The sequence below is a fragment of the Dellaglioa carnosa genome (genome assembly GCF_026948345.1).
GTDB lineage: Bacteria > Bacillota > Bacilli > Lactobacillales > Lactobacillaceae > Dellaglioa > Dellaglioa algida.
In genome coordinates, this window is the sequence record NZ_JANXLI010000006.1 from 1 (window position 1) to 24719 (window position 24719).

General features: G+C 35.1%; 24 protein-coding genes and 5 tRNA genes. 20 read left to right on the forward strand and 9 right to left on the reverse strand.

The window, feature by feature from the left end:
* The first annotated feature begins 6 nt into the window (after positions 1–6).
* The 7 genes from N0K80_RS06520 (at position 7) to nrdG (ending at position 3697) form a co-directional block, all read left to right on the forward strand.
* Positions 7–87, forward strand: a tRNA-Tyr gene (locus N0K80_RS06520).
* A gap of 8 nt (positions 88–95) precedes the next feature.
* Positions 96–169 (forward strand) — tRNA-Trp (locus N0K80_RS06525).
* Between the two features lie 12 nt (positions 170–181).
* Positions 182–254, forward strand: a tRNA-His gene (locus tag N0K80_RS06530).
* A gap of 55 nt (positions 255–309) precedes the next feature.
* Positions 310–380 (forward strand) — tRNA-Cys (locus N0K80_RS06535).
* 12 nt (positions 381–392) lie between these two features.
* Positions 393–476, forward strand: a tRNA-Leu gene (locus tag N0K80_RS06540).
* Between the two features lie 481 nt (positions 477–957).
* On the forward strand, positions 958–3132 hold the full coding sequence (gene nrdD, locus N0K80_RS06545) for an anaerobic ribonucleoside-triphosphate reductase (protein WP_269024222.1): 2175 nt from the start codon (positions 958–960) through the stop codon (positions 3130–3132).
* The gene (gene nrdG, locus N0K80_RS06550; protein WP_269008108.1) at positions 3107–3697 is read left to right on the forward strand and encodes an anaerobic ribonucleoside-triphosphate reductase activating protein; all 591 of its coding nucleotides are present in this window, start codon (positions 3107–3109) and stop codon (positions 3695–3697) included. Before nrdD ends, nrdG begins: the two co-directional genes overlap by 26 nt.
* A 71-nt stretch (positions 3698–3768) precedes the next feature.
* Here nrdG and N0K80_RS06555 read toward each other — a convergent pair whose 3' ends face one another.
* The 3 genes from N0K80_RS06555 to N0K80_RS06565 are packed head-to-tail and all read right to left on the reverse strand — an operon-like array spanning position 3769 to position 6068.
* Positions 3769–4323, reverse strand: a complete 555-nt coding sequence (locus N0K80_RS06555) for a M15 family metallopeptidase (protein ID WP_407932695.1) — start codon at positions 4321–4323, stop codon at positions 3769–3771.
* Positions 4324–4337: 14 nt separating this feature from the next.
* Positions 4338–5384: a sensor histidine kinase gene (locus tag N0K80_RS06560; protein WP_269024220.1), complete on the reverse strand. Its 1047-nt coding sequence runs from the start codon at positions 5382–5384 to the stop codon at positions 4338–4340.
* Positions 5385–5393: 9 nt separating this feature from the next.
* Positions 5394–6068 (reverse strand): response regulator transcription factor, encoded by a 675-nt coding sequence (locus N0K80_RS06565; RefSeq protein ID WP_112251472.1) that lies wholly within the window; start codon positions 6066–6068, stop codon positions 5394–5396.
* 141 nt (positions 6069–6209) lie between these two features.
* On the opposite strand from N0K80_RS06565, the gene N0K80_RS06570 reads away from it, so the two are divergent.
* A complete protein-coding gene (locus N0K80_RS06570; protein ID WP_284144004.1) occupies positions 6210–6965 on the forward strand; it encodes an ABC transporter ATP-binding protein in 756 nt (251 codons plus the stop codon).
* Positions 6962–8998 (forward strand): ABC transporter permease, encoded by a 2037-nt coding sequence (locus N0K80_RS06575; RefSeq protein WP_269024218.1) that lies wholly within the window; start codon positions 6962–6964, stop codon positions 8996–8998. The genes N0K80_RS06570 and N0K80_RS06575 overlap by 4 nt, the downstream gene beginning before the upstream one ends.
* 27 nt (positions 8999–9025) lie before the next feature.
* Here the strand turns inward: N0K80_RS06575 and N0K80_RS06580 are convergent, their stop codons facing one another.
* On the reverse strand, positions 9026–9535 hold the full coding sequence (locus tag N0K80_RS06580; protein ID WP_269024217.1) for an antibiotic biosynthesis monooxygenase: 510 nt from the start codon (positions 9533–9535) through the stop codon (positions 9026–9028).
* Between the two features lie 92 nt (positions 9536–9627).
* On the opposite strand from N0K80_RS06580, the gene N0K80_RS06585 reads away from it, so the two are divergent.
* From N0K80_RS06585 to pepF, 5 genes are all read left to right on the forward strand, one after another.
* Positions 9628–10365, forward strand: coding sequence for an MBL fold metallo-hydrolase (locus tag N0K80_RS06585; protein ID WP_269024216.1), 738 nt, complete (start codon positions 9628–9630; stop codon positions 10363–10365).
* Positions 10366–10770: 405 nt separating this feature from the next.
* On the forward strand, positions 10771–11169 hold the full coding sequence (gene spxA / locus N0K80_RS06590) for a transcriptional regulator SpxA (RefSeq protein WP_112251480.1): 399 nt from the start codon (positions 10771–10773) through the stop codon (positions 11167–11169).
* Positions 11170–11333: 164 nt separating this feature from the next.
* Complete coding sequence (locus N0K80_RS06595) at positions 11334–12011, forward strand: adaptor protein MecA (RefSeq protein WP_146342947.1); 678 nt, start codon at positions 11334–11336, stop codon at positions 12009–12011.
* 69 nt (positions 12012–12080) lie between these two features.
* Positions 12081–13193 carry a competence protein CoiA gene (locus tag N0K80_RS06600; protein WP_269024215.1) on the forward strand — a complete coding sequence of 371 codons (1113 nt, stop codon included), beginning with the start codon at positions 12081–12083 and terminating at the stop codon, positions 13191–13193.
* A 78-nt stretch (positions 13194–13271) separates the two neighbouring features.
* Positions 13272–15092, forward strand: coding sequence for an oligoendopeptidase F (gene pepF / locus N0K80_RS06605; RefSeq protein ID WP_269024214.1), 1821 nt, complete (start codon positions 13272–13274; stop codon positions 15090–15092).
* Between the two features lie 49 nt (positions 15093–15141).
* Here the strand turns inward: pepF and N0K80_RS06610 are convergent, their stop codons facing one another.
* A complete protein-coding gene (locus N0K80_RS06610; RefSeq protein ID WP_330166378.1) occupies positions 15142–15894 on the reverse strand; it encodes a DsbA family protein in 753 nt (250 codons plus the stop codon).
* A gap of 143 nt (positions 15895–16037) precedes the next feature.
* Between N0K80_RS06610 and N0K80_RS06615 the strand changes: the two genes are divergently transcribed.
* The 4 genes from N0K80_RS06615 to mgtE are packed head-to-tail and all read left to right on the forward strand — an operon-like array spanning position 16038 to position 19788.
* Positions 16038–16685, forward strand: a complete 648-nt coding sequence (locus N0K80_RS06615) for a GTP pyrophosphokinase (protein ID WP_146342951.1) — start codon at positions 16038–16040, stop codon at positions 16683–16685.
* Between the two features lie 32 nt (positions 16686–16717).
* The gene (locus N0K80_RS06620) at positions 16718–17521 is read left to right on the forward strand and encodes an NAD kinase (protein ID WP_057974538.1); all 804 of its coding nucleotides are present in this window, start codon (positions 16718–16720) and stop codon (positions 17519–17521) included.
* Complete coding sequence (locus N0K80_RS06625; RefSeq protein ID WP_330166150.1) at positions 17487–18407, forward strand: RluA family pseudouridine synthase; 921 nt, start codon at positions 17487–17489, stop codon at positions 18405–18407. Before N0K80_RS06620 ends, N0K80_RS06625 begins: the two co-directional genes overlap by 35 nt.
* Positions 18408–18417: 10 nt before the next feature.
* Positions 18418–19788, forward strand: a complete 1371-nt coding sequence (gene mgtE / locus N0K80_RS06630; protein ID WP_146342952.1) for a magnesium transporter — start codon at positions 18418–18420, stop codon at positions 19786–19788.
* 85 nt (positions 19789–19873) lie between these two features.
* Here the strand turns inward: mgtE and N0K80_RS06635 are convergent, their stop codons facing one another.
* The 3 genes from N0K80_RS06635 to N0K80_RS06645 all read right to left on the reverse strand — a co-directional run bounded on the left by N0K80_RS06635 (position 19874) and on the right by N0K80_RS06645 (position 21980).
* Positions 19874–20077 carry a hypothetical protein gene (locus N0K80_RS06635; protein ID WP_269024213.1) on the reverse strand — a complete coding sequence of 68 codons (204 nt, stop codon included), beginning with the start codon at positions 20075–20077 and terminating at the stop codon, positions 19874–19876.
* A 226-nt stretch (positions 20078–20303) separates the two neighbouring features.
* Complete coding sequence (locus tag N0K80_RS06640; RefSeq protein ID WP_269024212.1) at positions 20304–20942, reverse strand: copper homeostasis protein CutC; 639 nt, start codon at positions 20940–20942, stop codon at positions 20304–20306.
* 12 nt (positions 20943–20954) lie between these two features.
* Complete coding sequence (locus tag N0K80_RS06645; RefSeq protein ID WP_146342954.1) at positions 20955–21980, reverse strand: lactonase family protein; 1026 nt, start codon at positions 21978–21980, stop codon at positions 20955–20957.
* 125 nt (positions 21981–22105) lie between these two features.
* Between N0K80_RS06645 and N0K80_RS06650 the strand changes: the two genes are divergently transcribed.
* Positions 22106–22459: a PTS glucitol/sorbitol transporter subunit IIA gene (locus N0K80_RS06650; protein WP_057974543.1), complete on the forward strand. Its 354-nt coding sequence runs from the start codon at positions 22106–22108 to the stop codon at positions 22457–22459.
* A gap of 14 nt (positions 22460–22473) precedes the next feature.
* On the forward strand, positions 22474–23655 hold the full coding sequence (locus tag N0K80_RS06655) for an AI-2E family transporter (RefSeq protein ID WP_269024211.1): 1182 nt from the start codon (positions 22474–22476) through the stop codon (positions 23653–23655).
* Positions 23656–23694: 39 nt separating this feature from the next.
* On the opposite strand, the gene guaC is transcribed toward N0K80_RS06655, so the two are convergent.
* Entirely contained in the window at positions 23695–24672 is a 978-nt protein-coding gene (gene guaC, locus N0K80_RS06660; protein WP_269024210.1) for a GMP reductase, read from the reverse strand.
* Positions 24673–24719 lie beyond the last annotated feature (47 nt).

The following is a 24719-nucleotide window of genomic DNA, read 5'->3' on the forward strand; positions in this document are numbered from 1 at the left end:
TATTTTGGAAGAGTAGCGAAGAGGCTAAACGCGGCGGACTGTAAATCCGCTCCTTCGGGTTCGGTGGTTCGAATCCACTCTCTTCCATTTTTTACAGGGGTATAGTTTAAAGGTAGAACTACGGTCTCCAAAACCGTCAGTGTGGGTTCAATTCCTACTACCCCTGCCATTTTTTGTTTTGGCGATATTGGCGAAGTGGTTAACGCACCGGATTGTGGCTCCGGCACGCGTGGGTTCGATTCCCACATGTCGCCCTTTATTAGGGTTATATCAAGTAATAATTGATTTCATAAGTTATTACAATTATATGGCGGTATAGCCAAGTGGTAAGGCAGAGGTCTGCAAAACCTTCATCACCGGTTCAAATCCGGTTACCGCCTTACACGAATTATGCCGGTGTGGCGGAATTGGCAGACGCGCTGGACTCAAAATCCAGTTCCAGCAATGGAGTATCGGTTCGACCCCGATCACCGGTATTATTAAGCATTATAGAGAATATTATAAAACTTAAAAGCCTATTATGTAGGCTTTTTTTGTGCCCTAAATTATAGAGATTGTTAGAGAATTATAGGTTGTTGAACTTTTGTTGTCCTTTTTAGGTTCGTAAATATCATGATTTACGGATATATGTTATAGGGATAACGGTTAAATATCAGTATGTTGGTTTTATTTACGTCATTTATTCTTTTTAATTTTGTTAAGAATATCTTTGAGTATTATAGAGATTGATAAGCCATTTTTTGGAATATCTATGTAGATCAGATATGATTTTTTTAAGTTTATAATATATCTGTCTGAAAAATGGTATTGAATTGTATGGCTTAACATCAACGGTAGCAGGTATCATGTAATCCGACATATAGACTTATAAATATTGTTGCACACTATATATTGTTGTTTTGTAAAGGATAATCAAGTAATATAGATTTATTCGAAAAAAGAAAAGGAAGTCCATTTATGAAAAATGATAATTTAATATTAAAAATAAAAGGGCCCATTATATTTGTAAAACGCGATGGTCGTAAAGTTAAATTTTTAATGCGAAAGGTTATGGGAAGTACGTTAGAGAGGTTGCATTCTTCTAAAGAACGGGAACAATTCAAAACGTTAATGTTAGCAAAATTGACTGACCGGGATAGTGTAGATGCATCAACGATGTTTAATTTAGTGTTAGATGTATATGGAGAATTAGGATACAGCGACGCATTACATAATTATCAAGAATACAGATTGCAAGATGAGCTACGTTGGAGAGAGCAAACTGATCCTGCCGATCGGTTAGAGAAATTGTTACATAAGGATTCAACAATTATTCATGAAAATGCTAATAAAGATAGCAATGTTTTCAATACGCAACGAGATTTGACGGCTGGGACTGTTGGTAAGACTCTAGGTCTAAAATTAATGCCGGAATCAATTGCTAAAGCACATCTACGTGGTTCAATCCATTATCATGATTTGGATTACACACCATGGAGTCCCATGACTAACTGTTGTTTAATCGATTTTAAAGAAATGTTGACTCATGGATTTAAAATTGGAAATGCAGAAGTTGAAAGTCCACATTCGATCCAGACGGCCACTGCTCAAATGGCACAAATTATTGCTAACGTTGCTTCAAGTCAGTATGGTGGTTGTTCTGCAGATAGAGTTGATGAGTTATTGGCGCCATTTGCACAGTTAAATTATGAAAAACATTTAATTGATGCAAAAGAATGGATTCCTGATTCAAATAAGCAAATGGCATTTGCTAAACTTAAAACTAGTAAAGACATATACGATGCAATGCAGGGATTAGAGTATGAGATTAATACACTATTTTCATCGCAGGGTCAAACGCCGTTTACCACGTTAGGATTTGGATTAGGTGAAAGTTGGATAGAACGCGAAATCCAAATTGCAATTCTAAAAATTAGAATTAAAGGATTAGGTCGAGAACATCGAACAGCAATTTTTCCAAAGTTAGTGTTCACAATAAAAAAAGATTTAAATCTAAAACCTGGTGATCCAAACTATGACATTAAGGCACTTGCTGTCGATTGTGCAACGAAACGAATGTATCCTGATATCTTAATGTACGATAAGATAAAAGAGCTTACAGGTAGTTTTAAGGTACCTATGGGTTGCCGCAGCTTTCTACAAGGATGGGAAGATGAAAACGGTCATGAAGTTAATTCAGGTCGTATGAATTTAGGCGTTGTCACCGTGAATTTACCACGAATTGCTTTGGAATCTCATGGTAATATCGATTTATTCTGGGATATATTCAAGGAGAAAATCCAACTCTGCAAAGAGGCACTTGTGTTTAAGGCGAATCGTGTTAAGGAAGCTGTACCTGAAAATGCACCCATTTTGTATCAACATGGGGCTTTCGGAAAGAGATTGAAGCCGGACGGCAATGTTGATGATTTGTTTCTGCATCGACGCGCAACAATTTCCTTGGGTTATATTGGATTATATGAAGTAGGAACTGTCTTTTTTGGTCCCGATTGGGAAAAAAATGAAGAGGCACATAAATTTACGGTTGATATTTTAAAACGTCTTAAGGATTATTGCTCAGATTGGTCCGAAGAATATGATTATCATTTTAGCGTTTATTCTACACCGAGCGAATCATTAACTGATCGTTTTTGTACCTTGGATACTGAAAAATTTGGTGAAATTAAAGATATTACGGCGAAAGAATATTATACAAATAGTTTTCATTATGATGTTAGAAAAAATCCAACACCATTTGAAAAATTATCATTCGAAATGGCATATCCTAAATATGCATCTGGTGGATTTATTCATTATTGTGAATATCCTAATTTACGTCAAAATCCTAAAGCCTTGGAGGCCGTTTGGGATTGGGCTTACGACAAAATTGGTTATTTAGGAACTAATACGCCTATTGATCACTGTTACCAATGTGGTTTTGATGGAGAATTTAATCCTACTGAACGTGGATTTGAATGTCCTAAATGTCAAAATCACGATCCTAAAACGTGTGATGTTGTTAAGCGAACGTGTGGGTATTTAGGTAACCCACAACAACGTCCAATGGTTCACGGTCGTCACAAAGAGATTGCCTCTCGTGTTAAAAATATGAGTTTAGGAATGGTTGATGATGGAACGACAAAAGAGAATTAGAACGCCCAGAAATCCGCAACCTAAAGAATGGATGGCAAGCGAGTTAAGTCAACAATATGTGGCATCGTACAAACCTTTTAATTTTGTCGACGGTGAGGGTGTTCGTTGTAGTTTATACGTTAGTGGTTGCTTGTTTGCTTGTCCTGGTTGCTATAATAAAGCGGCTCAAAATTTTAGATACGGCACGCCTTATACCAGAGAACTCGAAGATCAGATTATAACGGATTTGAGTGAGGATTATTGTCAGGGATTGACATTACTAGGTGGGGAGCCTTTTGTTAATACACAGGTCTGTTTAAGTCTAGTTGATCGTATTCGTGACACCTACGCTTGGACAAAAGATATTTGGTCTTGGACAGGGTACACCTGGGATGAGTTAATGCTTGAATCTGATGATAAACTTGAATTACTTTCAAAAATTGATATTCTGGTTGATGGTCGATTTGAGTTACCAAAAAAAGATTTAACTTTGCAGTTCAGGGGTAGTTCAAATCAAAGAATTATTGATGTTCAAAAATCGTTATCCACTGGTGAAGTTGTTTTATGGGATAAATTATTGAAATAATCTGCCTGTATGTGTTCTACCTAAATTAAAAAATGCCTTACTCCAGAATTATTGTTGGAGTAAGGCATTTTTTAATAGTCATTTGGATTTGCAGCGAGGGGCGTATAAGCATCCATATCGGAATCTCTGTAATCCCACCATTCTTCGGAATATCCGATGAATCCTGCCATTATCATTGCATTATTTAGCACGTCGTAGTTACGTTGTTGTTGGGTCGTTCGTTCGTAATTCCTTCCTGCCCGTTCCGAAAAATCGTCGAATTTACTTTGCATTTCGAGTTCTTTTCCGTTTAAATCACAGATTGTTAAATCAAATGTAACGCCTTTTTGGTGGCTAAAATTAGGATTTGGTTTCGCAACAAAATTAGGATCAGGATACACGTCAAATAATTTTTCTTGAGCTGAAACAGGTCTATAGGCATCCCAAATTTTTAATCGATATCCTTGTACCCTAAGTAATTTACTAGCGATACCAAGCTTTTTTACGGTTCCTGTTCTTGCAATGGCTGTTGAAAAATCATAGATAATTTGGTTAGTAAAGTTATCTTTTGTAGCATATCTTAAATCCACGATAATATCTGGGTCAATAGTTTTTACATTTGTAAAACCGAGCTCAGTTTCTGACAACATAGTAATGCCTCCTATCGAAGAATATTGCCCATTTCATCATTATAATAGGCGAGTTTTGGGAAAGTAATGGTTACCGTGGTGCCTTTGTTCACTGAAGAATCAATTGATAATTTGTGACCTAATTTTTGACTCAGCTGATTTGCCAAGTAGAGACCTAAGCCAGTAGCATTTTGGTTGAATTGTCGGCCGTTATTCCCGGTAAAGCCTTTTTCAAAAACGCGGGCTAAATCAACTTTTGGAATTCCTATTCCGGTATCTTTAATTGATAGCGTGGTTTCTTTCCTGGTGTCAGTTAAAGAAATAGAAATTTCACCGTTCTCTGGCGTATATTTTAGCGAGTTGGTAATGATCTGATTTAAAATAAAGCGTAACCACTTGGAGTCAGTTAAAACGGAGATATCTTCATTTTTGAAAGTGAAGCGAATATGTTTCGAGAAAAATAAGTTCATATTATCTCGAATAACAAGGTTAACGATTTTTTTAAGCGAGTAGTCTTGAATTAAATAATCATTTGAAAAACTATCCAAGCGAGAATAATAGATAACTTGCTCAACGAAATTCTCAATTTTCTTTAACTCGATTTCAGTTTGCATAACTTGCTTTTCAGACAGTTTACCATCCGATGTTTCAATCAGCAATTGAATTGCAGTTAAAGGGACTTTAATATCATGAATCCATGCATTCAGAAAGTCTTCTTGTTCTTGTTGTTTTGATAAAACGTTATTTAATTGTGTTTGGTGACCATTCAATAATGAATTAATATACACTTGATACATTTGTTGTTCATTGGAATGCGCACCTGTAATTGGTAATGACAAATTTGTTGCTGATGCATCAATTGGCGTACTGAATTTTTGATACCATCGACGACTAGACCAGTAGCGCGTCGTGATAAAAGCGGTCGAGATTAACATAATTAAGACGTCAATATAGGTTAAAGTGGATAAAACAATCTCGTGAAATGGATCTAGCCACAGGATAAGATTGACTAGTAAAATACCAAATATGAAGAAAAGAATTGAAAATATTTTATCAGAAAGGTACTTAAAAAATGTCATGGATGCCTCCTAAGGGATGATATAGCCTTGGCCGACCTTTGTTTCAATAAAATTAGGTAGTCCAGCATGTGCAATTTTTTTACGTACGCGATTAATGTTAACGGTTAACGTATTATCATCTACAAAATGTTCATCTTCCCAAAGTTCACGAAGTAATTTTTCACGACTGACAATCTTACCTGTCTGACGCATTAAATATTGAAGTAATTGATACTCGTTTTTTGATAAATCGATAATTTCATCATTGAATTTAGCAGTTCCATTTTGTAGATTTAAGAAGAGGCCATTATGTTCAAGTGTCTCAGGGCCCATTTCTACATAATTGTACGTACGACGTAATAGAGCAGAAATTTTGGCGACTAAAACCTCCATTGAATAGGGTTTGCTGACAAAGTCATCGCCACCCATATTCATTGCCATCACCATATCCATATTGGTATTACGACTTGATATAAATATGATTGGGACATTAGATGTTTCGCGGATTTTTTTACACCAGTAAAAACCATCAAAATCTGGCAAATTAATGTCCAATAAGACTAAATGTGGTTTCTTTTCAATAAATTCTAAATCAATCTTACTAAAATCATTAGTTAAAATGGGATTGAATCGCCATTTTGCTAAGCTATCTGCGGTAATATTAGCAATTGTTTTATCGTCTTCTACAATCATTATGTTAAACATATTGTCACCTCTTTAAGTTAGAAACGTATTTACCTTACAATACCGGTTTTTAGCGATAAATTCAAATGACCAAGCAGTATAAATAAATATTAGGTTAAGCGTCCCGTTGTTAGGTATAATATTGAGTAACGGAGGGATGAAATTATGGCATTCATTGAAGTAGATCACGTAAAAAAAATTTATGGTATGAAGTTTAATCGTTCAACTGCAATTGACAATATTTCATTTGTCATTGATCCGGGGGAATTTGTCGGTATTATGGGACCTTCTGGTGCTGGTAAAACGACATTACTAAATATTATGTCAACAATCGATAAACCTACTTTTGGACACATTAAGATTGATAATCGGGACGTCACACAATACGATGAAAAAAAATTATCAGAATTTAGACGTCAGAAATTAGGATTCGTTTTTCAAGATTTTAATTTACTGAATTCTTTAACAATTCGAGAAAATATTATTTTACCACTGGCTTTGGATAAATTGAATGTGGAAACAATTGAGGAAAAACTTGCTAATATTGCAAACGTCTTAAATTTAAATACCATTTTGGAACGGTTCCCGAATGAAGTTTCAATAGGGCAACAACAAAGGGCGGCAGTCGGTCGAGCCATCATAACGGAGCCTAAGATGTTATTTGCGGATGAACCAACTGGTAGCTTAGATTCCAAAGCTGCTACAGAGTTATTACAGTATTTAACGGACGTAAATGAAAAACAAAAAATGACACTCATGATGGTCACGCACGATGCGTTTACGGCTAGTTATTGTAAAAGAATCATTTTTATTAAGGACGGACACGTGTTTGCCGAAATTAGGCGAGACGGACAAAGAAAAGATTTTTTCCAAAAAATAATTGATATGCAAGCCGCTATTGGTGGAGGAGAACAATGAAACCATTGGCAAATATCGTTTTAAAAAGTGTTCGACGAAGCTTTTGGGATTATTTAATTTATGTGATAGCAAGCTCAATTGCGGTTACAGTATATTTTTCCTTTTTATCAATGTCTTTTAATAAAGAATTAACGCAAAATTCACGCGTAGAATTACCAATATCTGTGACGCTACAAATTAGTAGTCTCTTAATTTTAATTTTCATTGCTTGTTTTATGATGTACACCAATCTTTTTGTGGCTAAACGACGAGAAAAAGAAATTGCCGTTTATCATCTTCTAGGAGTTAAGAAGAGCCAGATTGCCGCGATGTTATTCGTTGAAAATTTAATTCTGGGTAATATCGCATTGATGATAGGTTTAGCCGTTGGTGCACTTTTCTCTAAATTATTTGCAATGATTTTACTGAGGGCTATGGTGATTACGGCGGATACAAATATTATCGTATCTTGGCGGAGTTTAATTAGTACAGTACTAATCTTTAATGTCATTTTTTTGATGATGTCGGTTATTAATTCGAGTATTATTTACCGCAAACAGTTAATTTCATTATTTACACACAATGATGGCGTTAATAATGAGCATTTTGGATCAGTTAAACGTCTTTTAGCCATTATTAGCCTCTTTCTAATCGGGATTCCTTTATATTTGGCAGTTAATTTTGAAGAGCTCGGACCTATTTTTAATATTTGGCTACGTAGAAATGATTATTTGTTGGTTATTGTTATGATTGCGGCAATGATCATTTTAGGAACCCTTTTGTTTTTCTACTGTTTGATACCTATTCTGTTAAGATTGATGCAAAAGTGGCACCATTTTATGTATCGAGGGGGAAGATTACTCGCTTTTTCTAATTTAAAAGGTAATCTGAGACAAAATGCGGTGATGTTGAGCTTGATGACCTTGTTAATTATGTTTTCATTGTCTGCGTTTATTGGGATGGCTACATTATATTCATATGCGCAAAAGACGATTGATCAGGTTGCACCGGCTCACTTCATAACGGATGATTATCATTTGGCAACCGTTAAAAAAGTGTTAAAAGAAAATCAGTTAGAGATAAAGCAGCAGGTTACCGGACATTTTAAAATTATACCAATGCGGACGAGCGTTCAATTAAATCAAAAAAATAGCAGTAAACCAAAAATTACCCCGATAACAATTATGTCAGAATCTGATTACAATCGTGCTCGTAGGATTCAAGATGGATTAGAACCCATTAAAATTAAGTCAAATGAGTCAATAATGATTTTACATAAGCTAGCGAGATATCAAATTGACGGCGAAAAACAGTTAATTCATTTTGATCAAGAATCATTGAATCAGTTAAAAATACAAAAATATCAGAGTATCTTTCCATATGGTGAAACCCATTATGTTAAAAATTTGATGATTGTTGATGACAAGGTATATAACGGCGTCAAAAGCGATGCGCGATATAATCTAATAGCTATTGATATTAAAAAGTATCAAGCATTTGCACAAAGCGAAAATGATTTTGGACATAAGCTGGATGATCAGGCAAAAGAACAAACCTATTTGCAGTTAACTGGAACTACTCTGGAAAATACACGTTATAATTTTTCGGCTCAATCCAAGTCTCGTTACCATTACCAGAATGTTGGCGTTAGGAAACAAGTTGCGAAAAATGTCACTCAATTAACGGGCTTCTTTATGTATGTAACTTGTTTTATCAGTATTATCTTGGTAGTCGCAACTTGCAGTATTATGATGTTACAACAAATGGTAGACCTTAGACAAAATCAAAAAACTTATTCGTTGATGCAGAGTTTAGGCGTAACTAATAAGGAGATTCGACGTATCGTTTACCAACAGACAGCAGTATTATTTTTAATTCCAGTTATTTTAGGGTCAATTGAAGCGTTGTTCACTTTTAATATTTATGTTGCTTTGTTTGATTTACCAAATATCAATGTCATTATGTTTTTCTGGGGAACCTTCTATGCGATGTACTATGGGTTATTTTTGATTACTGCGCATGTTTTGAACCGAATTATTAATAATAGGAACTAAAAAAGGTTAAGCACTTAAAAAAGTCACTTAACCTTTAATATTTGTGAATTCATTAACTGTGTACAATGCGTCCACAGGGGTAACTTGAAATTCACTTTCGTAATACTTCAGTTGTTCGTAATCTGAACTTTTACGCCAATTGGCAAAGTCAGATTGTTGTTTCCAGATGGTTAAAAAAACGTAATTGTAACCTTTAGACAACGATTGTAAGGTATAATAAGCAACCATTCCGTTAGGATTCTTTTGTTTACCGATGAAGCTTTGGACCTGAGCCAAGTATACCTTGCTCTCTTCGTCGCTTAATGTAATATACTTAAAATGGTAGAATCCTTGCCAGGAATCTGCACCTACATGATACCTAACACGGAAGTCTAATCCAGAATAGAAAATAGAATTATCATCGGATATGTCCAGCAGGTATGAATTATTATACTTAACAATGGGACTTAGCATAATAAAAGATCGTGATGAGTTATTTCTGACAATAGATTTCAAAAAATATTCTGCGCCTAGCGCTGTATTTATACGATTTAACAAAGATACATCTCCAATTTTCTTTAATTCATCATTAAGTATAGTCCAAAAAAATGGCATACGAGACGCAAAAGCAAAGGGAAGGATAATTAAAAATGAAGTTGACAATTTTAGGATTTTATGGCGGGTACCCAGCACATGAGATTGGAACTAGTTCTTATTTGATTCAAAGTAACGGATTTAATTTATTATTGGATTGTGGGAGTGGTGCTATGCTTAGTTTAGAGCAGAAATTAAACCCATTGAACTTAGACGCAGTTGTGTTATCGCATTATCACCAAGATCATATTGCAGATGTTGGTGTTCTACAGTATGATTGGCAGATTAACGGGGATGAAGTCTCAGAGGCCTTGCCTATTTATGGACCTAAGATCGATCAAGAGGCATTTGGTAAGCTAACTTGGGCAGATGCTACGGTGGGAATCGGTTATACAAATGGAGAAGTTGTTGAGGTAGGTCCGTTTATTTTTGAATTTATAGAAACCATTCATCCAGTACCCGCTTATGCTATGAAAATCACGGAGCGTGCAACAGGTAAGATATTCGTTTTTACGGCAGATACCGCCTACGATGAGAAATTAAACACAATTAGCCAGAATGCAGATTTATTGATGACTGATACAAATTTCTTTAATGATAAAGTTGGAAAAAAATGGCATATGACGGCTGGAGAATCCGGGAAATTTGCACGGGTTAATCATGTTAAAAGGTTGCTATTGACCCATTTACCGGCAAAAGGGTCACATGAATTATTAAAGCAGCAAGCGGAGCTAGAGGCCGGCGAGGATGTTACCGTTTTACTCGCAAAAAAATATTTAAATGTAATTTTGTAATCGAATACATATTGTTAAAATAATTTAACAATATGTATTTTTTTTTTTATATTAATAAAAAAAGTGAATTGGCAGGAATGTACGTTTTAAGCCGACTTTACGTACTTTTAGTAAGCTTAAATGAATCATAACACGTGATTAATTATTTAAAAAAATGTATATTATATTTTCTTAAATAATAATAACTATAAAATATTTATGATAACGACATAAAAACATAAAAAACATAAAATTTGTTAATGTAAAATATAAACAAGAAAATGAACATAATTTTAAAATAAGTATTATTATGAATTGAATTAATTAGTAAATTTTTTTAATAAAATGATAGTAATTCACCGGATAATAAGTTACAATATGTTTATGGTAATTGATAATTTTTTTTATTAAAAGGAGAGAGAGCATATGGTAACCTTATACACTTCACCAAGTTGTACATCATGTCGAAAAGCACGTGCATGGCTTAAGGAAAATAATATCCCATTCCAAGAACGTAACATTTTTTCTGAGCCTCTCAACATTGATGAAATTAAAACAATTTTGCAAATGACTGAAAATGGAACAGAAGAAGTTATTTCAAAACGATCAAAAGTCTACCAAGAATTAGATATGGACTTAGACGATCTACCACTTCAACAATTATTTTCATTAATTCAAGAGAATCCCGGCTTATTACGTCGTCCAATTATTTTGGATGAAAAACGTCTACAAGTTGGCTACAATGAAGATGAAATTCGTCGTTTCTTGCCAAGAGATGTGCGAGCTTTAGAATTACAAAAAGCACAATTACTTGCTGGATTTTAATTAAGTTAAAATAAAAAAACGTTAGAATATTAGCCTTTACTAGGGCAGCATGTTAAAATTCAGGGGTAAGTATTCCTGAATTTTTTTATTTAGGCTGAATTCCTTTACAAATAATGAATATTAGCTAAAATTAAGATGGTTGTCAGAAAGATGGGTGATAAGCAATGAAAATGGAAAAAATAAATGAAAATACGATTCGAGTCTTAGTAGAAGATGAAGATTTGTCTAAAAGAGGCATTACCGTTTTAGATTTATTGGGAAATAGAACTCAAATTGAAGATTTCTTTTATAGTATTTTACGCGAAGTAGATACAGAACATGAATTTGAAAATAATGAAGCAGTGACGTTCCAAGTTTTACCTAATCGAGACGGGTTGGAGTTGTTTATTAGTCGTGGTAAGCCAGAAGATGTTCAAAACCCTAAAGAAATAAATATCTCTGACTTGTCAGAGGAAGATGATTTAGGTAGTTTCATAAAGGATAGACTATCTGAGCTAGAAGACGCTGATGGCGAATTGCAGAACTCAATCAAAGGAACGGGCTATCAAAAAGCGGCTCAGACAAGAATGTTTGAATTTGGAGACTTTGAAGATTTCATTCAACTTGCCAAAATTTTTAGACCAACGAGTACGCAAAGTAACTTATTTAAGCTTCAAGATAAATATTTTTTAGAATTAATTTTTGATAAAGATAACACAACAAAAGAGACAATCGAAAACGATATTGCTGTCGCGTTGGAGTATGCACAGGTTGTGCCTTCAACTGGGTCTTTTATGGAAGAACGTGGAAAAAAGATCATGTCAGATGATGCACTTTCTGAAGCAAGAAAATACTTCAAATAAACAAATTAACCTTTTATGGTTAGTTTGTTTATTTTTTTGCGTATTTTAATTGTGATAAGGAGCAGTTAAATGATATATGCAAAAATGGAACACCATGAAGAGCTAGTTTGCGCGACGGACTTCAAGCGAGGGTATAACTATTTTTGTCCTGGATGCAAAGAGCGCGTTACTTTCAAAAATGGGCCTCACAAGCAAGCCCATTTTGCGCACTACAAAAAAACATGTCATTATTTTTCAGAAGGTGAGACTGACGCACACGTAATAGGTAAAAAATTAATAAAATTATGGGCGGAGAAAAGGCATAAGCAGGCTAAAATTGAAGAATACCTACCGGAGATAAAGCAAAGACCGGACGTTTTAATTAATTTAAGGAATAGCCAATTAGTTGTAGAGTATCAATGTAGTCCTTTATCGCTCGACTCTTTTTGTAAAAGAACCAAAGGGTATAAAGAACACGGGTATAGAATTTTTTGGATAATAGGTAAACGACATATGCTGGGTCAAAGATTAACGCAGCAGCAAGCTATGTTTATAAACTTTCATAAAAATATTGGTTATTTCTTGGTTTATCTTGATGCGGAAACTCAATGTCTAATATTAAAGTACGAGATTTGTTTTGAAAATTTGTATGGATTAAGATATCGAACGAGGATATTTGCTGATGCAACGGCCGTAATGTTATTTGTTAAGATGAATTCTAGGAATGAAGTTTTAGCTTTAACACGGGTTGAACTTGCGGGGCAGCTAACAAAATTAGAGAAAAATTGTCATTATTTCAATCGGTATTTAAAAAATCAAATAGATTATTGTTATGAACGACGCCAGCTTTTTATGGGATTTCCGTTATGCTGTTTGAGCGAGGTGCGGTTACCACCTATTTATCAACATGAAGATATTTTTTGGAGAATTCGGGTCATTCTGGAATTACAAAAAATGACAGCGAATAGCATAACTAGAAGTGAGATTGAAGTAATGTTTATGAAACACCAAAAAATAACTAAAAATTTTTTTGAATTACCATTTGTTAATCGATTGGGTCGGAAACAAGTTAATGATGCTTGCATAAAAAGTTTGATTAAATATCGAGTTTTAATACCAATTGATACGACAGAAAATTATCAGATATGTCATAAAATTGAATGGGCCAACGACGCAGCGTTAAAAAAAGAAAAGTTACGTTAATCTTGTGCATTTACTGAATAGTTTGATTAAAAATATGTTATCTTATAGGAGTAAATAAATGATATTTGGAGGGATTTTATGACAACGGCTAAACAATTACCAAAACGTGAAGAAGTACCAGAAAAATTAACGTGGGATGTCAAAAAAGTATATCAGTCAGACGCATTATTCGAAGAAGATTTTAAAAAAATCGAAAAATCTGTGTTGACGATCTCGAACCTCCAAGGAACATTAAGTCAAGATGATTCAGCGCTCTTGACTGGACTGAAATCTATTTTTGACCTTGAACGAATGCTCGAAAAGGTTTATGTATATGCTAATTTAAAAAATGATCAAGATACCGAGAATCCAACATATCAGGCTTTGAATGCCAGGGCTGGATCATTGGCGGCCAAAGTTTCGGCGGCTATTTCTTGGTTGGAACCTGAAATTATTGCGATGCCAAAGGCGACTTTGGATCAATTTATTGCTAATAATCAAGAGTTAAAAAGTTATCAACATTTTTTTGATAGTTTGTTAATGGAAAAGGCACATGTTCTTTCTCATGCAGAAGAGACATTGTTGGCCGGAGCAAGCGATATCTTTGGCGCGTCATCTAAAACATTTGAAATTTTAAATAATGCGGATTTAAAATTTCCGGTAGTCCAAGATGAACACGGGGATGATGTCCAATTATCGCAAGGTATCTACGGTATTCTTTTGGAGTCAACAGACAGAAGCGTGAGGGAGCAAGCCTTTAAAAAACTTTATGAGGTCTACGGACAATTCCAGAATACATTAGCTTCTACGCTGTCAAGTCATGTAAAAGTGCATAATTATAGTGCGCAAATTAGACATTACGAGAATGCTCGGGATGCTTCATTATCAAATAATCAAATTCCGGAAATTGTTTATAATACGTTGGTGGAGCAAGTAAATAAACATTTACCTTTGTTACATCGTTATGTTACCTTACGAAAGAAAATATTAAATGTTGAAAAACTACATTCATATGATCTGTATACACCAATGACCGGCGAACCGGCATTAAGTTACACTTATGATGAAGCAAAAGACGAAGCTCTAAAAGCGTTGCACGAGATGGGTCCTGATTACTTGGGTCATGTTCAAGAAGCGTTTGATGAACGTTGGATTGACGTTGTTGAAAACCAAGGGAAACGAAGTGGCGCTTATTCATCTGGCATGTATGACACGGCCCCTTATATGTTATTAAATTGGCAGAATAACGTGAATAATTTGTACACACTTGTGCATGAAATGGGTCACAGTGTTCACAGCTACTATACACATCATAATCAACCTTATTTATATGGTGATTACCCAATCTTTTTGGCAGAGATTGCTTCAACAACTAATGAAAACACGTTAACTCATTATTTATTAAAAACGCAAACGGATCCTAAAGTAAGAGCGTTCTTACTTAATTATTATTTAGATGGTTTTAAGGGAACGGTTTTCCGTCAAACGCAATTTGCTGAATTTGAACATTGGATTCACGAGGAAGATGCTGCTGGAAATCCGTTAACGGCTGATAAATTATCTAGTTACTACGCCGATTTAAATCAGAAATATTATGGTGATAGTTTAGAACGTGATCCAGAGATTGCTATGGAATGGTCAAGGATTCCGCATTTCTACTATAATTATTACGTTTATCAATACGCAACAGGGTTTGCTGCGGCAACAACGTTATCTGAAGGGATAACGAGTGGTAAAAAAGATGCGCTAGATCATTATTTAACTTATCTAAAAGCGGGGAGCTCAGATTTTCCAATTGATGTCATGAAAAAAGCAGGCGTTGATATGACAAAATCGGAATATTTAGATAATGCTTTTTCTGTTTTTGAAATAAGATTGAATGAATTAGAAGCATTATTACCTGAAATACTGGCAAAATAAAAAATACGCTCGTAATCTTAATAATAAGGTTACGAGCGTATCTTTTATTTTATAAAACGTATAATTGATTTTGTGGGTTGTTGGCAGTAGTAAAATCAGTTTGTTGTAAGACTTCTTGACAATTAAAATCGCCGGCGCAAATCTTTGATAGATTAAGAAGATCAACATCTGGAAATGATATACCACAGTCAAGACCATCAATGTTATTGATCACAATCGTGGGATGTTCCGTAACATTCATGTCGTTAGCAATTTTTTGATCATTTTTAAATGATTTTTTTGCTAAATCAGAACGTCTGTCTTCAGTAAACATTTCAAAGTTAAGGCCGACATCCTTAACAACACGTTGAATGAGCGCTTCTGAATAACAGGCATCGTCTTTAACTAGAGACTCCTGAATGGCCATTAAAAATGCACGACCGAGCTTCTTACCTTGAAAAAGGGCTGCTTTGTAATCTAAGGTAGCCTGATAAAGAGATGTAACTAATTCATTTCGAAGCGTTAGATTATGCGTATCAAGATTTTTTTCAACCATAATATCGCTAATCATTTGCATATTTAGGATGGGGACAAATTGACAAGAGACCTTTTCCGATGAATTATCAATATAATTTAAAACTTTTTGTTCAGATTTGAAACACTTAGTGCCTAATGGGTTGACAAATAAATAGATTTCTAGCAAGAGTATTCCTCCAATTAATTGATTAGATTTAAAATCATATATTGAGCGTGTGGGGTTTGATTTCATTTCTGTTTTAATAACTATTCTTACTTTACCAAATTTTATTTTTTTTTCAATCATTAACGCTTATTAATTGTCAGGATTTCTAAAAATGAGCTCATTATTCTCTAATTTTATGGATATTGAGAGACTAAATCGGATGTAATCGCTTGAGTTATGCTAAAATGAAATGAGTAAATTGATTAAAAGAATAGAGTGATGACATGGTAGAAGACTGGAAATATTTCTTTAGACCTTATGAACAGGCAGTTTCAGAAATGAAAATTAAAATGCGTGGATTACGAAAGCAGTTTACGGGTATTGGTCAACATTCACCAATTGAATTTGTAACGAGTCGTGTGAAGACAGTTGATAGTATTTTAGAGAAAATTGAACGACGTCAAATTTCAGAGGAACGACTGGAAACTGATATGCAAGATATTGCTGGCATTCGCATTATGTGCCAGTTTGTCGATGATATTTATCAAGTCGTTGATTTATTGCGCTCTCGAAATGACATGACCGTGGTAGAAGAACGTGATTATATTACGAATAAAAAAGCTAGCGGATATCGATCATATCATATTGTACTTAAATATCCGGTACAAATGATAAACGGTGAAAAAAATGTACTTGTCGAAATTCAAATTCGAACATTAGCCATGAATTTTTGGGCAACTATCGAACATTCTTTGAACTACAAGTACCAAGGCGAATTTCCTAGTCAGTTGAATGCACGATTAGAGCGGGCAGCAGAGGCCGCTTTTAAATTAGATACCGAAATGTCTGAAATTAGAGAAGAAATTCAAGAAGCTCAACACTTATTTTATGGTAAAGGCTTGAATAAAAATCAGCCTAAAGATGATAAGTAAGTAGCAAGAGATATTTGGAAAAGAGGGTACATATGAGAGTTGCTATTTTTGAAAACGATGGAAAAAAATCACAAAAAGTTAGTAAGGAACTATATCAAAAATTAGTGGACGCGCATATCCCAATTGATAATGATGATCCCGAAATTGTCATTACAGTTGGTGGTGATGGAACATTACTTGCCGCATTTAGAAACTATCAAGATAATCTTCAAAATATCAGGTTTGTTGGGGTCCATACGGGGCACTTAGGATTTTATACGGATTGGCGAGATGATGAAATTGATGATTTAGTCATTAGTTTACAATCAGACAATAAACAATCAATTAACTACCCATTATTGGATGTTAAAGTTGAATATTATGACGCGGAACCCGAAAAATTTCTTGCACTAAATGAATCAACATTGAAACGAATTAATAATACAATGGTAACTGATGTCTATATTGGTGATCAATTATTTGAAAAGTTTCGTGGGGATGGGTTATGTATTTCAACGCCAACAGGGTCAACGGCATACAATAAATCCGTTGGTGGTGCAGTTATCCACCCTGGCCTTGAGTCATTGCAAATGGCAGAAATTGCGTCTATTAATAATCGAGTGTTTCGAACGTTGAGTTCACCCGTGATTGTGGCTTCAAATGATTGGATAACACTTAAACCAACGCAAAGTGGTGATTTTATTTTTAGCGTTGACCAGGAGATTTATCATAATAAGCAAATTAAGATGATTAAATACCGGGTAGCAAAGGAACGAATCTGTTTTGCAAAATACCGACATAATGATTTTTGGAAACGCGTGAATGAAGCATTTATTGGCAGTGATTATGAAGATTGATTGGCAATATACGGGGACATCACCTCAAAAAGTGAAAACTTTTTTGAAGAGCGAGGGGGTATCTAGGCGACTTTTAGCAACCCTTAAATATCGCGGTGGACGGCTCCTAGTTAATGACAATGAGCAATGGGCAATAGATTTTATTCAACAAAATGATAAGGTAAGTATCGTACTGCCAGCTGAAAAAAATAAAAATGAGTTAAAAAAATCATTTGTTCCGATTGATATTGCGTTCGAGGATCGTGATTTTTTAATTCTTAATAAACCCGCACATGTTGCATCAATCCCTTCGTTCCTGCATCCAGAAGATACCCTGATTAATCGTGTCGCAGGTTATTATAATAATCGACATTTGAACGAATTTGTTCCGCATATTGCGACGCGCCTTGATCGTGATACAAGCGGACTCGTTTTGTTTGCTAAGCATCGGTTTGCCCATGCGCTACTGGATCAGCAATTACAAAATCATCAAATTAATAAGTTCTACACAGCCTTTGTTGAAGGTCAGCTTACAGACAGTCATGGACTCATTGACGCGCCTATTCAACGTGATCCTGAATCGTTTATTAAGCGACAAGTAGGGCATGGAGAAGGTAGTCAAGCAGCCTCAACGGAATACTGGTTGGAGCGGTCCGTACAGAATATTAGCCAGTATAGAATTCAATTACATACGGGTAGAACACACCAAATTCGGGTTCATTTCGCATCTACGGGACATCCCTTGGTTGGGGATACATTGTATGGCGGCCACGTCGATATGCCAATGGAACGGCAGGCACTACATTGCAGCGAGATTGAATTTTACCAACCGTTTACCCACAGAATGGTAAATGTCCAAAGTCCCATCGCAACAGATATGCAGAAATTCATAAATAAAAATAAATGAGGCACTTCGCATGGCAGATACAGAAAAATATAACCAAATAAAAACTGAAGAAATTATCGACTCGTTGGATAAAAAGCAACGATATAATTTCCATAATGAATTTACAGATTTACATGTTTATGAACAAGCTGAAATATTTACAACGCTTGATAAAGAGCAAAGACAAAGAGTCTATCAATACTTAACACCTAAGGAATTGAGTGATACATTCGATGCCATTGAAGATGATCCTGAAGAGGTCGTTAAATATTTTGATGAAATGTCGCTAAAATATGTTGCCGAATTATTGGACAATATGTATACCGATAATGAAGTTGATTTGTTAGGACAACTTGATAAGCATAAATTAGCTAAGTACCTAGGGCTGATAGATAAAGATAAAGCCAATGAAATAAAATCATTGCTTCATTACGAAGATAAAACGGCTGGTGCTATTATGTCGACTGATTTTGCTTCAATTGTTTCTAGCCAAACAGTTAGGTCTGCCATGCAGGTTTTAAGAGAAGAAGCAGAAAATGCAGAAACAATCTATTATGATTATGTTGTTAATAATGATAAACGGTTACTCGGAATTGTGACGTTACGAAACTTATTGATGAGTGATGAAGATGCATTAATTGGCGATATCATGACTACGCCGGTTATGTCTGTAAAAGCGGATGATGACCAAGAAGATGTTGCTAAAATGATTCGTGATTATAATTTTTTGGCGATGCCAGTTACAAATTACGATGAACAATTAATTGGCGTAATCACAGTTGATGATATTATTGATGTTATTGATGAAGAATCGGCTGAAGATTACTCTGGTTTGGCCGGTGTTGATACCGAAGAACAAACCGAGAATCCATTTAAAGCGGCGTCAAAACGGTTACCTTGGTTGATCACGCTACTATTTTTGGGGATGTCGACGGCAAGTTTGGTTAGTCATTTTGAAGGACTACTAAGTGAAGCAAGTATTTTGGCCGTCTTTATTTCTTTGATTACCGGGACAGCTGGTAATGCCGGAACACAAAGTTTGGCCGTTGCCGTTCGACGGTTAGCTGTTAAAGATGATACAGAACAAAGCGTCGTTAGACTAATTATTAGTGAAGTGTTTACGGGGTTAGTTATTGGTGTTGTAACGGGAATTGCAGTTACTCTTATTGTTGGTATTTGGAAAGATAACTTTGTATTAGGAATGGTTATCGGACTCGCAATGATGAGTGCAATAACTGTAGCCAATTTGGCGGGGAGTTTTATTCCTATTTTGATGGATAAAATAGGTGTTGATCCGGCAGTTGCATCAGGTCCTTTCATTTCAACGTTAAGTGATTTAACATCTGTACTCATTTATTTCAGTATTGCACAAGTATTTTTAAAGTTTTTTATTACAAGTTAATACAATACAAAAGGCTCTAATCACTCAGTGGTTAGAGCCTTTTGTATTGTATTTAAGAGTGAAAAATAGTTTGGCGTGAGATTTTTTAGAAATAGCCATTAAAAAAAAGACACCCTGCTCCAATACCAAAGAAAATAACGGCAAACAATAGACTATTTGATAAGGCTAACATGATAAAGGATGATGTATCTTTGGTACCTCCCTTTTTAAGTTTCGTGAAAGTTTGCCAGGTCATAAATAGTTGCCAGATAGCGATTAATATGAAAATAAAGCCAATTATATAAAGCATATCAAGACCTCCTTTGCAATCAATATAACACATTAAGAAAGCGCTATCAATGATAAATTTATAAAAATAAATTATATTACTATAACTTATTTTGAATAAAAACTGTGTTATTTATGACTTTTTAAATTTTTTAGAAGTTAATAAATAGGTCGTTAAATAAAAAAATAAATATACTAAAAAGGCCTGAACACTTCTGTCTTGGAAGTGTTCAGGCCTTTTTAGCAAGTTACTTTAAAACGATTTTTGTACCATGAAGTTCTTTAACATTTAATTTAGCCGCAATTGTATCAACATTGTCAGCGGTGATACCACCGCCGGGAACAATTTTAATGAGTCCATTTGACCAATCAATAATTTCTTGAAGATGCGGTAGTGTTTCCTCAATTGGTTTATCAAGTGATCCACCGTGTGTTAGAACACGATCGATATCGTGTTCTGCCAACCAAGCCAATGCATCAAGTTGTGCATCGCTTGGAATTTCGTCAAAGGCCATATGGAAAGTGATTTGCATGCCACCACTTGCGGCAATTAAAAATTCCATAGCATCTGTATCTAATAGATTGTCGGTGTCTAAAGCGCCGAAGACAACACCATCAACCCCAAGTTGTTGAGCCTGAAATAAATCAGCTTCCATAATTTTTAATTCGGTATCATTATAAACAAAATTTCCACCGCGAGGTCGAATCATTGCCATAACAGGAACCTGATTGTCTTGAGCGTAACGCATCGTTTCCGACATAACACCTTTGCTGACGGTTGTTCCGCCAACGGCAAGATTATCGCAAAGCTCGAAGCGATTAGCCCCGGCCGCAAATTGTTTCGGAATATCGGTAAAATTTTCGACTGCAACTTCTTTAATTAACAAATTTAATTTCTCCTAGTTTTCAAAATAAACGCAAACAGACTCTGGAACAGAAATATCTTTTTGAAGCAAGGTTAGCTTACCAGACGTTGAATCACGTTCAAATAAGCTGGCGTTATCAGTGTTTTGATTAGCAACAACCAAGAATTCTTCCGATTTATTCAAGCTGAAGTCACGTGGAAAATCACCTTCGGTTGGAATCAATTGGATAAGCGCCATTTTACCATCATCGGCTAAAGCGTAACAAGCGATTGAGTTGTGACCACGATTGGACACATACAAGAAACGACTATCTTTTGAAATGCGAATAGCAGCAATGCCATTGTGTGCATCCCAATCTGATGGAATTGATGACAATGTTTGGATTTCTTTAAACGAGCCATCTGTCTGATTATAACTTAGTAGGGTTACTTCACTAGAAAGTTCTCCGGCCAAGTAAGCTAGCTTTCCATTTTTATGGAAAACGATGTGTCGAGAGCCAAATCCGGGTGCTGAACGATATTCGGCAACCTGTTTAATGGCACCGTCATCTGAAACGTCAAAAGTTAATAGTTGATCGGTACCAAGATCACAGACGACTAAACGATTATCTGGTGTTAAATCAGTGAAGTGAATATGAGAGCTAGTTTGTTCAGGTTTTGGACCATGGCCTTCATTTGCAGTTTCACTGATGAGAGATAATGAACCGTCGGCTTGGATTTTTGAAATTGAGATAAGGCCCTTATGATAATTTGAGCTGTAGACTAATTGTCGCGCGTTATCAACTGCCACATAGGCAGGTGGTGCACCTTCGGCAGAAACGTCATTTAAAAATAAAGGGTTATCCGTTGTGACATCAAATGCGGAAAGACCGCCAAGTTCTGATCTTTTTGAAACCGTGTATAAGATATTTTTATCAGATTTAGTCAAATATGTTGGGTTTTCAACTTTAATGTAAGGTATAGCGTCCGAAACCTTTTTTTCGATAGTGTCTAGTTGAGCACGGTGAATACCGGTACTTGTTTTTTTTGTATATGTACCAAATAAAATTGATTCTTTCATAGTTGTAATTGCCTCCTTTTGATATTGCCAATATTATATCATATTTCATTGTAAACGTTATTATTTATACCGTACGTTATGCTATAATTATAGGTAACTAAAAAGAGATAAGGGGACGAAAAATTATGACAACAGCAAAAATTGAAGAAATTGGTAAAGATGCTATTTCTAAGAAAGAACCAATTGTGATTCTTTTTAATGAAAGTGCAACGGATGATTTAAGACAAGTTTCTGTTATCCAGTCGTTTGAAGAGGGTAAAGAAATTGTTTCACCAAAGACTGGTGATGAACTGGTCATCGATGACCAGACTTTTAAAATTGATTTTGCCGGAGAGTTGGTTTCAAGTAATTTTGAGTCAGTTGGACATGCCACATTATTCTTTATGGAAGTTCCAGAACATCCGCAACCTAACGGCATCTATTTAACACCGCACGTATTACCTACTTTTAAAGTCGGTAGTACAATTATCTATAAATAAAGGGGTCCATTAAAATGCGCCCAGATGAAAATGAAAAAGTTATTTCACAAAGATCTTGGTTTTGGAAGTGGGTTATCAACAATAAAACAGTCAGTGTTTTATCGATTATTTTATTAAGTTTATTGATTATCTTTATGTCAGAAAAGGTAAACTGGTTTTTTGCACCAATTGGAGAACTTCTGAGTATCGTTGGATTTCCAATTGTTTTGGCGGGGGTATTATATTATTTAATTGCGCCGCTAATCGATTTTTTTGAATCTCGTTTCAGAATTAATCGGAGTTTACTTATTACAATTGTGTTTATCGTTATCGCCGGACTTTTAGTGTGGGGGATTGTTGTTTTAATTCCCGCAGTTCAGGCGCAAACAATCAGTATTATTAAAAATTGGCCAACGTATTGGTCAAATATTACGCGTCAAACGGATGACTTCATGTCATCATCATTATTCGACACAATTAAAAATTCTGTTGAAAACATAAATACAGATATTATTGGAACAATTTCTAAAAAAGCGAGTTCAATAGTTACTTCAACTGTTGGTTCTTTAGGTAGTGTTGTTGGGACCGTGACAACCTTTATTATTGGATTAATAACGGCGCCATTTATCTTATTCTATCTATTGAAGGATGGACATAGTCTACCTGGTTATCTTTCTAAGTTTTTCCCAGTTAGATATCGGAAATCAACCATTGGACTATTAGATGAAATTAATTTACAAGTGAGCCAATATATCCGTGGGCAATTAACGGTAGCCTTCTTTGTAGCCGTATTATTTGTTATTGGTTTTTCCGTTGTTGGACTTAAATTTGCTTTAACATTGGGTATTTTAGCCGGATTTTTAAATTTAATTCCATATTTAGGATCATTTTTAGCAATGGTTCCGGCACTTGTAATTGCTGCTTTTATTTCACCAATTATGTTGGTGAAGGTCATTATTGTCTTTTTCGTTGAACAGACAATTGAATCAAGATTAATTTCACCATTAATCTTGGGTAGTAGTTTAGCCATTCATCCAGTTACGATTTTAATCGTTTTATTAGGATCAGGACGTATCTTTGGCTTAATGGGGGTTATCTTTGGAATTCCCGGATATGCTATCCTAAAGGTTATTGTGACACGGATTTTTGCATGGTATAAAGAAAGTTCTGGATTATATGTTGAAGCAGAACCGGAAAAAATAAATAAAGATAAATAAAAAAAGTTAGACAAAATAAAATTTGTCTAACTTTTTTGTTTAAAGAGCATCACCGTTAAAAATCGAATTTTTAACAATAACGTAATCAACCTTTTCAAGTGCCGACAGAGTATTACCGCCAGCGTAAGAAATTGAAGATTGTAAATCTTGTTGCATTTCGATTAAGGTATCATGAATGTTGCCTTTAAAAGGGACTAACATTTTTTTACCTTCAACGTTCGTATGACTTCCTTTTTGATACTCGGAAGCTGAACCGAAATAGCTTTTAAATAATTGACCGTCTTTTTCAATTAAATCGCCAGGACTTTGTTTATGTCCAGCAAAGAGTGAGCCAATCATACACATTGACGCGCCAAATCTAACTGACTTGGCGATGTCACCATGAGTTCTGATACCACCATCAGTGATAATCGGTTTACTTGCGGCTTTAGCACACAGGCGAAGGGCAGCTAATTGCCAACCCCCAGTTCCAAAACCAGTTTTAATTTTAGTAATACAAACTTTTCCGGGACCAATCCCTACTTTAGTTGCATCTGCACCAGCATTTTCAAGTTCTCTAACGCCTTCTGGAGTTCCAACGTTGCCGGCAATCAAGAAGGATTCTGGTAACCATTTTTTAATATGATGAATTAAATCAATAACACTTTGTGCGTGGCCGTGTGCCACATCGATTGTAATATATTCTGGAATTAAATCAGCATCAGCTAGTTCTTCAATTAATGCCCATTCTCTAGGTTTAACGCCAACACTAATTGAAGCAAATAAGCCTTTTTCATGCATTTTTTTAACAAATGGTAATCGACTTTCTTCATCAAAACGATGCATGACGTAAAAATAATCATTTGCAGCGAACCATTCTGCTAATGGTTCATCAATAATAGTCTGCATATTCGCAGGGACCACGGGTAATTTAAAACGGCGAGGACCAAATTGAACGGATGTATCAACTTCAGAACGACTGTTCACAATGCACTTATTAGGGACAAGTTGAATATCTTCATAATCAAAAACTGGCATAACGTCTCCTCATTTCCTTTAAATACGAACATTATTTAATATTTTTA

Bases quoted from the DNA above. Each gene is read 5' to 3' on its own strand.
- N0K80_RS06565 (WP_112251472.1), bottom strand. From the start codon at position 6,068: ATGTTTAACATAATGATTGTAGAAGACGATAAAACAATTGCTAATATT.
- N0K80_RS06650 (WP_057974543.1), top strand. From the start codon at position 22,106: ATGACAACAGCAAAAATTGAAGAAATTGGTAAAGATGCTATTTCTAAG.
- N0K80_RS06655 (WP_269024211.1), top strand. From the start codon at position 22,474: ATGCGCCCAGATGAAAATGAAAAAGTTATTTCACAAAGATCTTGGTTT.
- mgtE (WP_146342952.1), top strand. From the start codon at position 18,418: ATGGCAGATACAGAAAAATATAACCAAATAAAAACTGAAGAAATTATC.
- N0K80_RS06620 (WP_057974538.1), top strand. From the start codon at position 16,718: ATGAGAGTTGCTATTTTTGAAAACGATGGAAAAAAATCACAAAAAGTT.
- nrdG (WP_269008108.1), top strand. From the start codon at position 3,107: ATGATGGAACGACAAAAGAGAATTAGAACGCCCAGAAATCCGCAACCT.
- N0K80_RS06560 (WP_269024220.1), bottom strand. From the start codon at position 5,384: ATGACATTTTTTAAGTACCTTTCTGATAAAATATTTTCAATTCTTTTC.
- N0K80_RS06595 (WP_146342947.1), top strand. From the start codon at position 11,334: ATGAAAATGGAAAAAATAAATGAAAATACGATTCGAGTCTTAGTAGAA.
- nrdD (WP_269024222.1), top strand. From the start codon at position 958: ATGAAAAATGATAATTTAATATTAAAAATAAAAGGGCCCATTATATTT.
- N0K80_RS06585 (WP_269024216.1), top strand. From the start codon at position 9,628: ATGAAGTTGACAATTTTAGGATTTTATGGCGGGTACCCAGCACATGAG.
- guaC (WP_269024210.1), bottom strand. From the start codon at position 24,672: ATGCCAGTTTTTGATTATGAAGATATTCAACTTGTCCCTAATAAGTGC.
- spxA (WP_112251480.1), top strand. From the start codon at position 10,771: ATGGTAACCTTATACACTTCACCAAGTTGTACATCATGTCGAAAAGCA.
- pepF (WP_269024214.1), top strand. From the start codon at position 13,272: ATGACAACGGCTAAACAATTACCAAAACGTGAAGAAGTACCAGAAAAA.
- N0K80_RS06575 (WP_269024218.1), top strand. From the start codon at position 6,962: ATGAAACCATTGGCAAATATCGTTTTAAAAAGTGTTCGACGAAGCTTT.
- N0K80_RS06635 (WP_269024213.1), bottom strand. From the start codon at position 20,077: ATGCTTTATATAATTGGCTTTATTTTCATATTAATCGCTATCTGGCAA.
- N0K80_RS06645 (WP_146342954.1), bottom strand. From the start codon at position 21,980: ATGAAAGAATCAATTTTATTTGGTACATATACAAAAAAAACAAGTACC.
- N0K80_RS06625 (WP_330166150.1), top strand. From the start codon at position 17,487: ATGAAGCATTTATTGGCAGTGATTATGAAGATTGATTGGCAATATACG.
- N0K80_RS06600 (WP_269024215.1), top strand. From the start codon at position 12,081: ATGATATATGCAAAAATGGAACACCATGAAGAGCTAGTTTGCGCGACG.
- N0K80_RS06610 (WP_330166378.1), bottom strand. From the start codon at position 15,894: ATGATTGAAAAAAAAATAAAATTTGGTAAAGTAAGAATAGTTATTAAA.
- N0K80_RS06615 (WP_146342951.1), top strand. From the start codon at position 16,038: ATGGTAGAAGACTGGAAATATTTCTTTAGACCTTATGAACAGGCAGTT.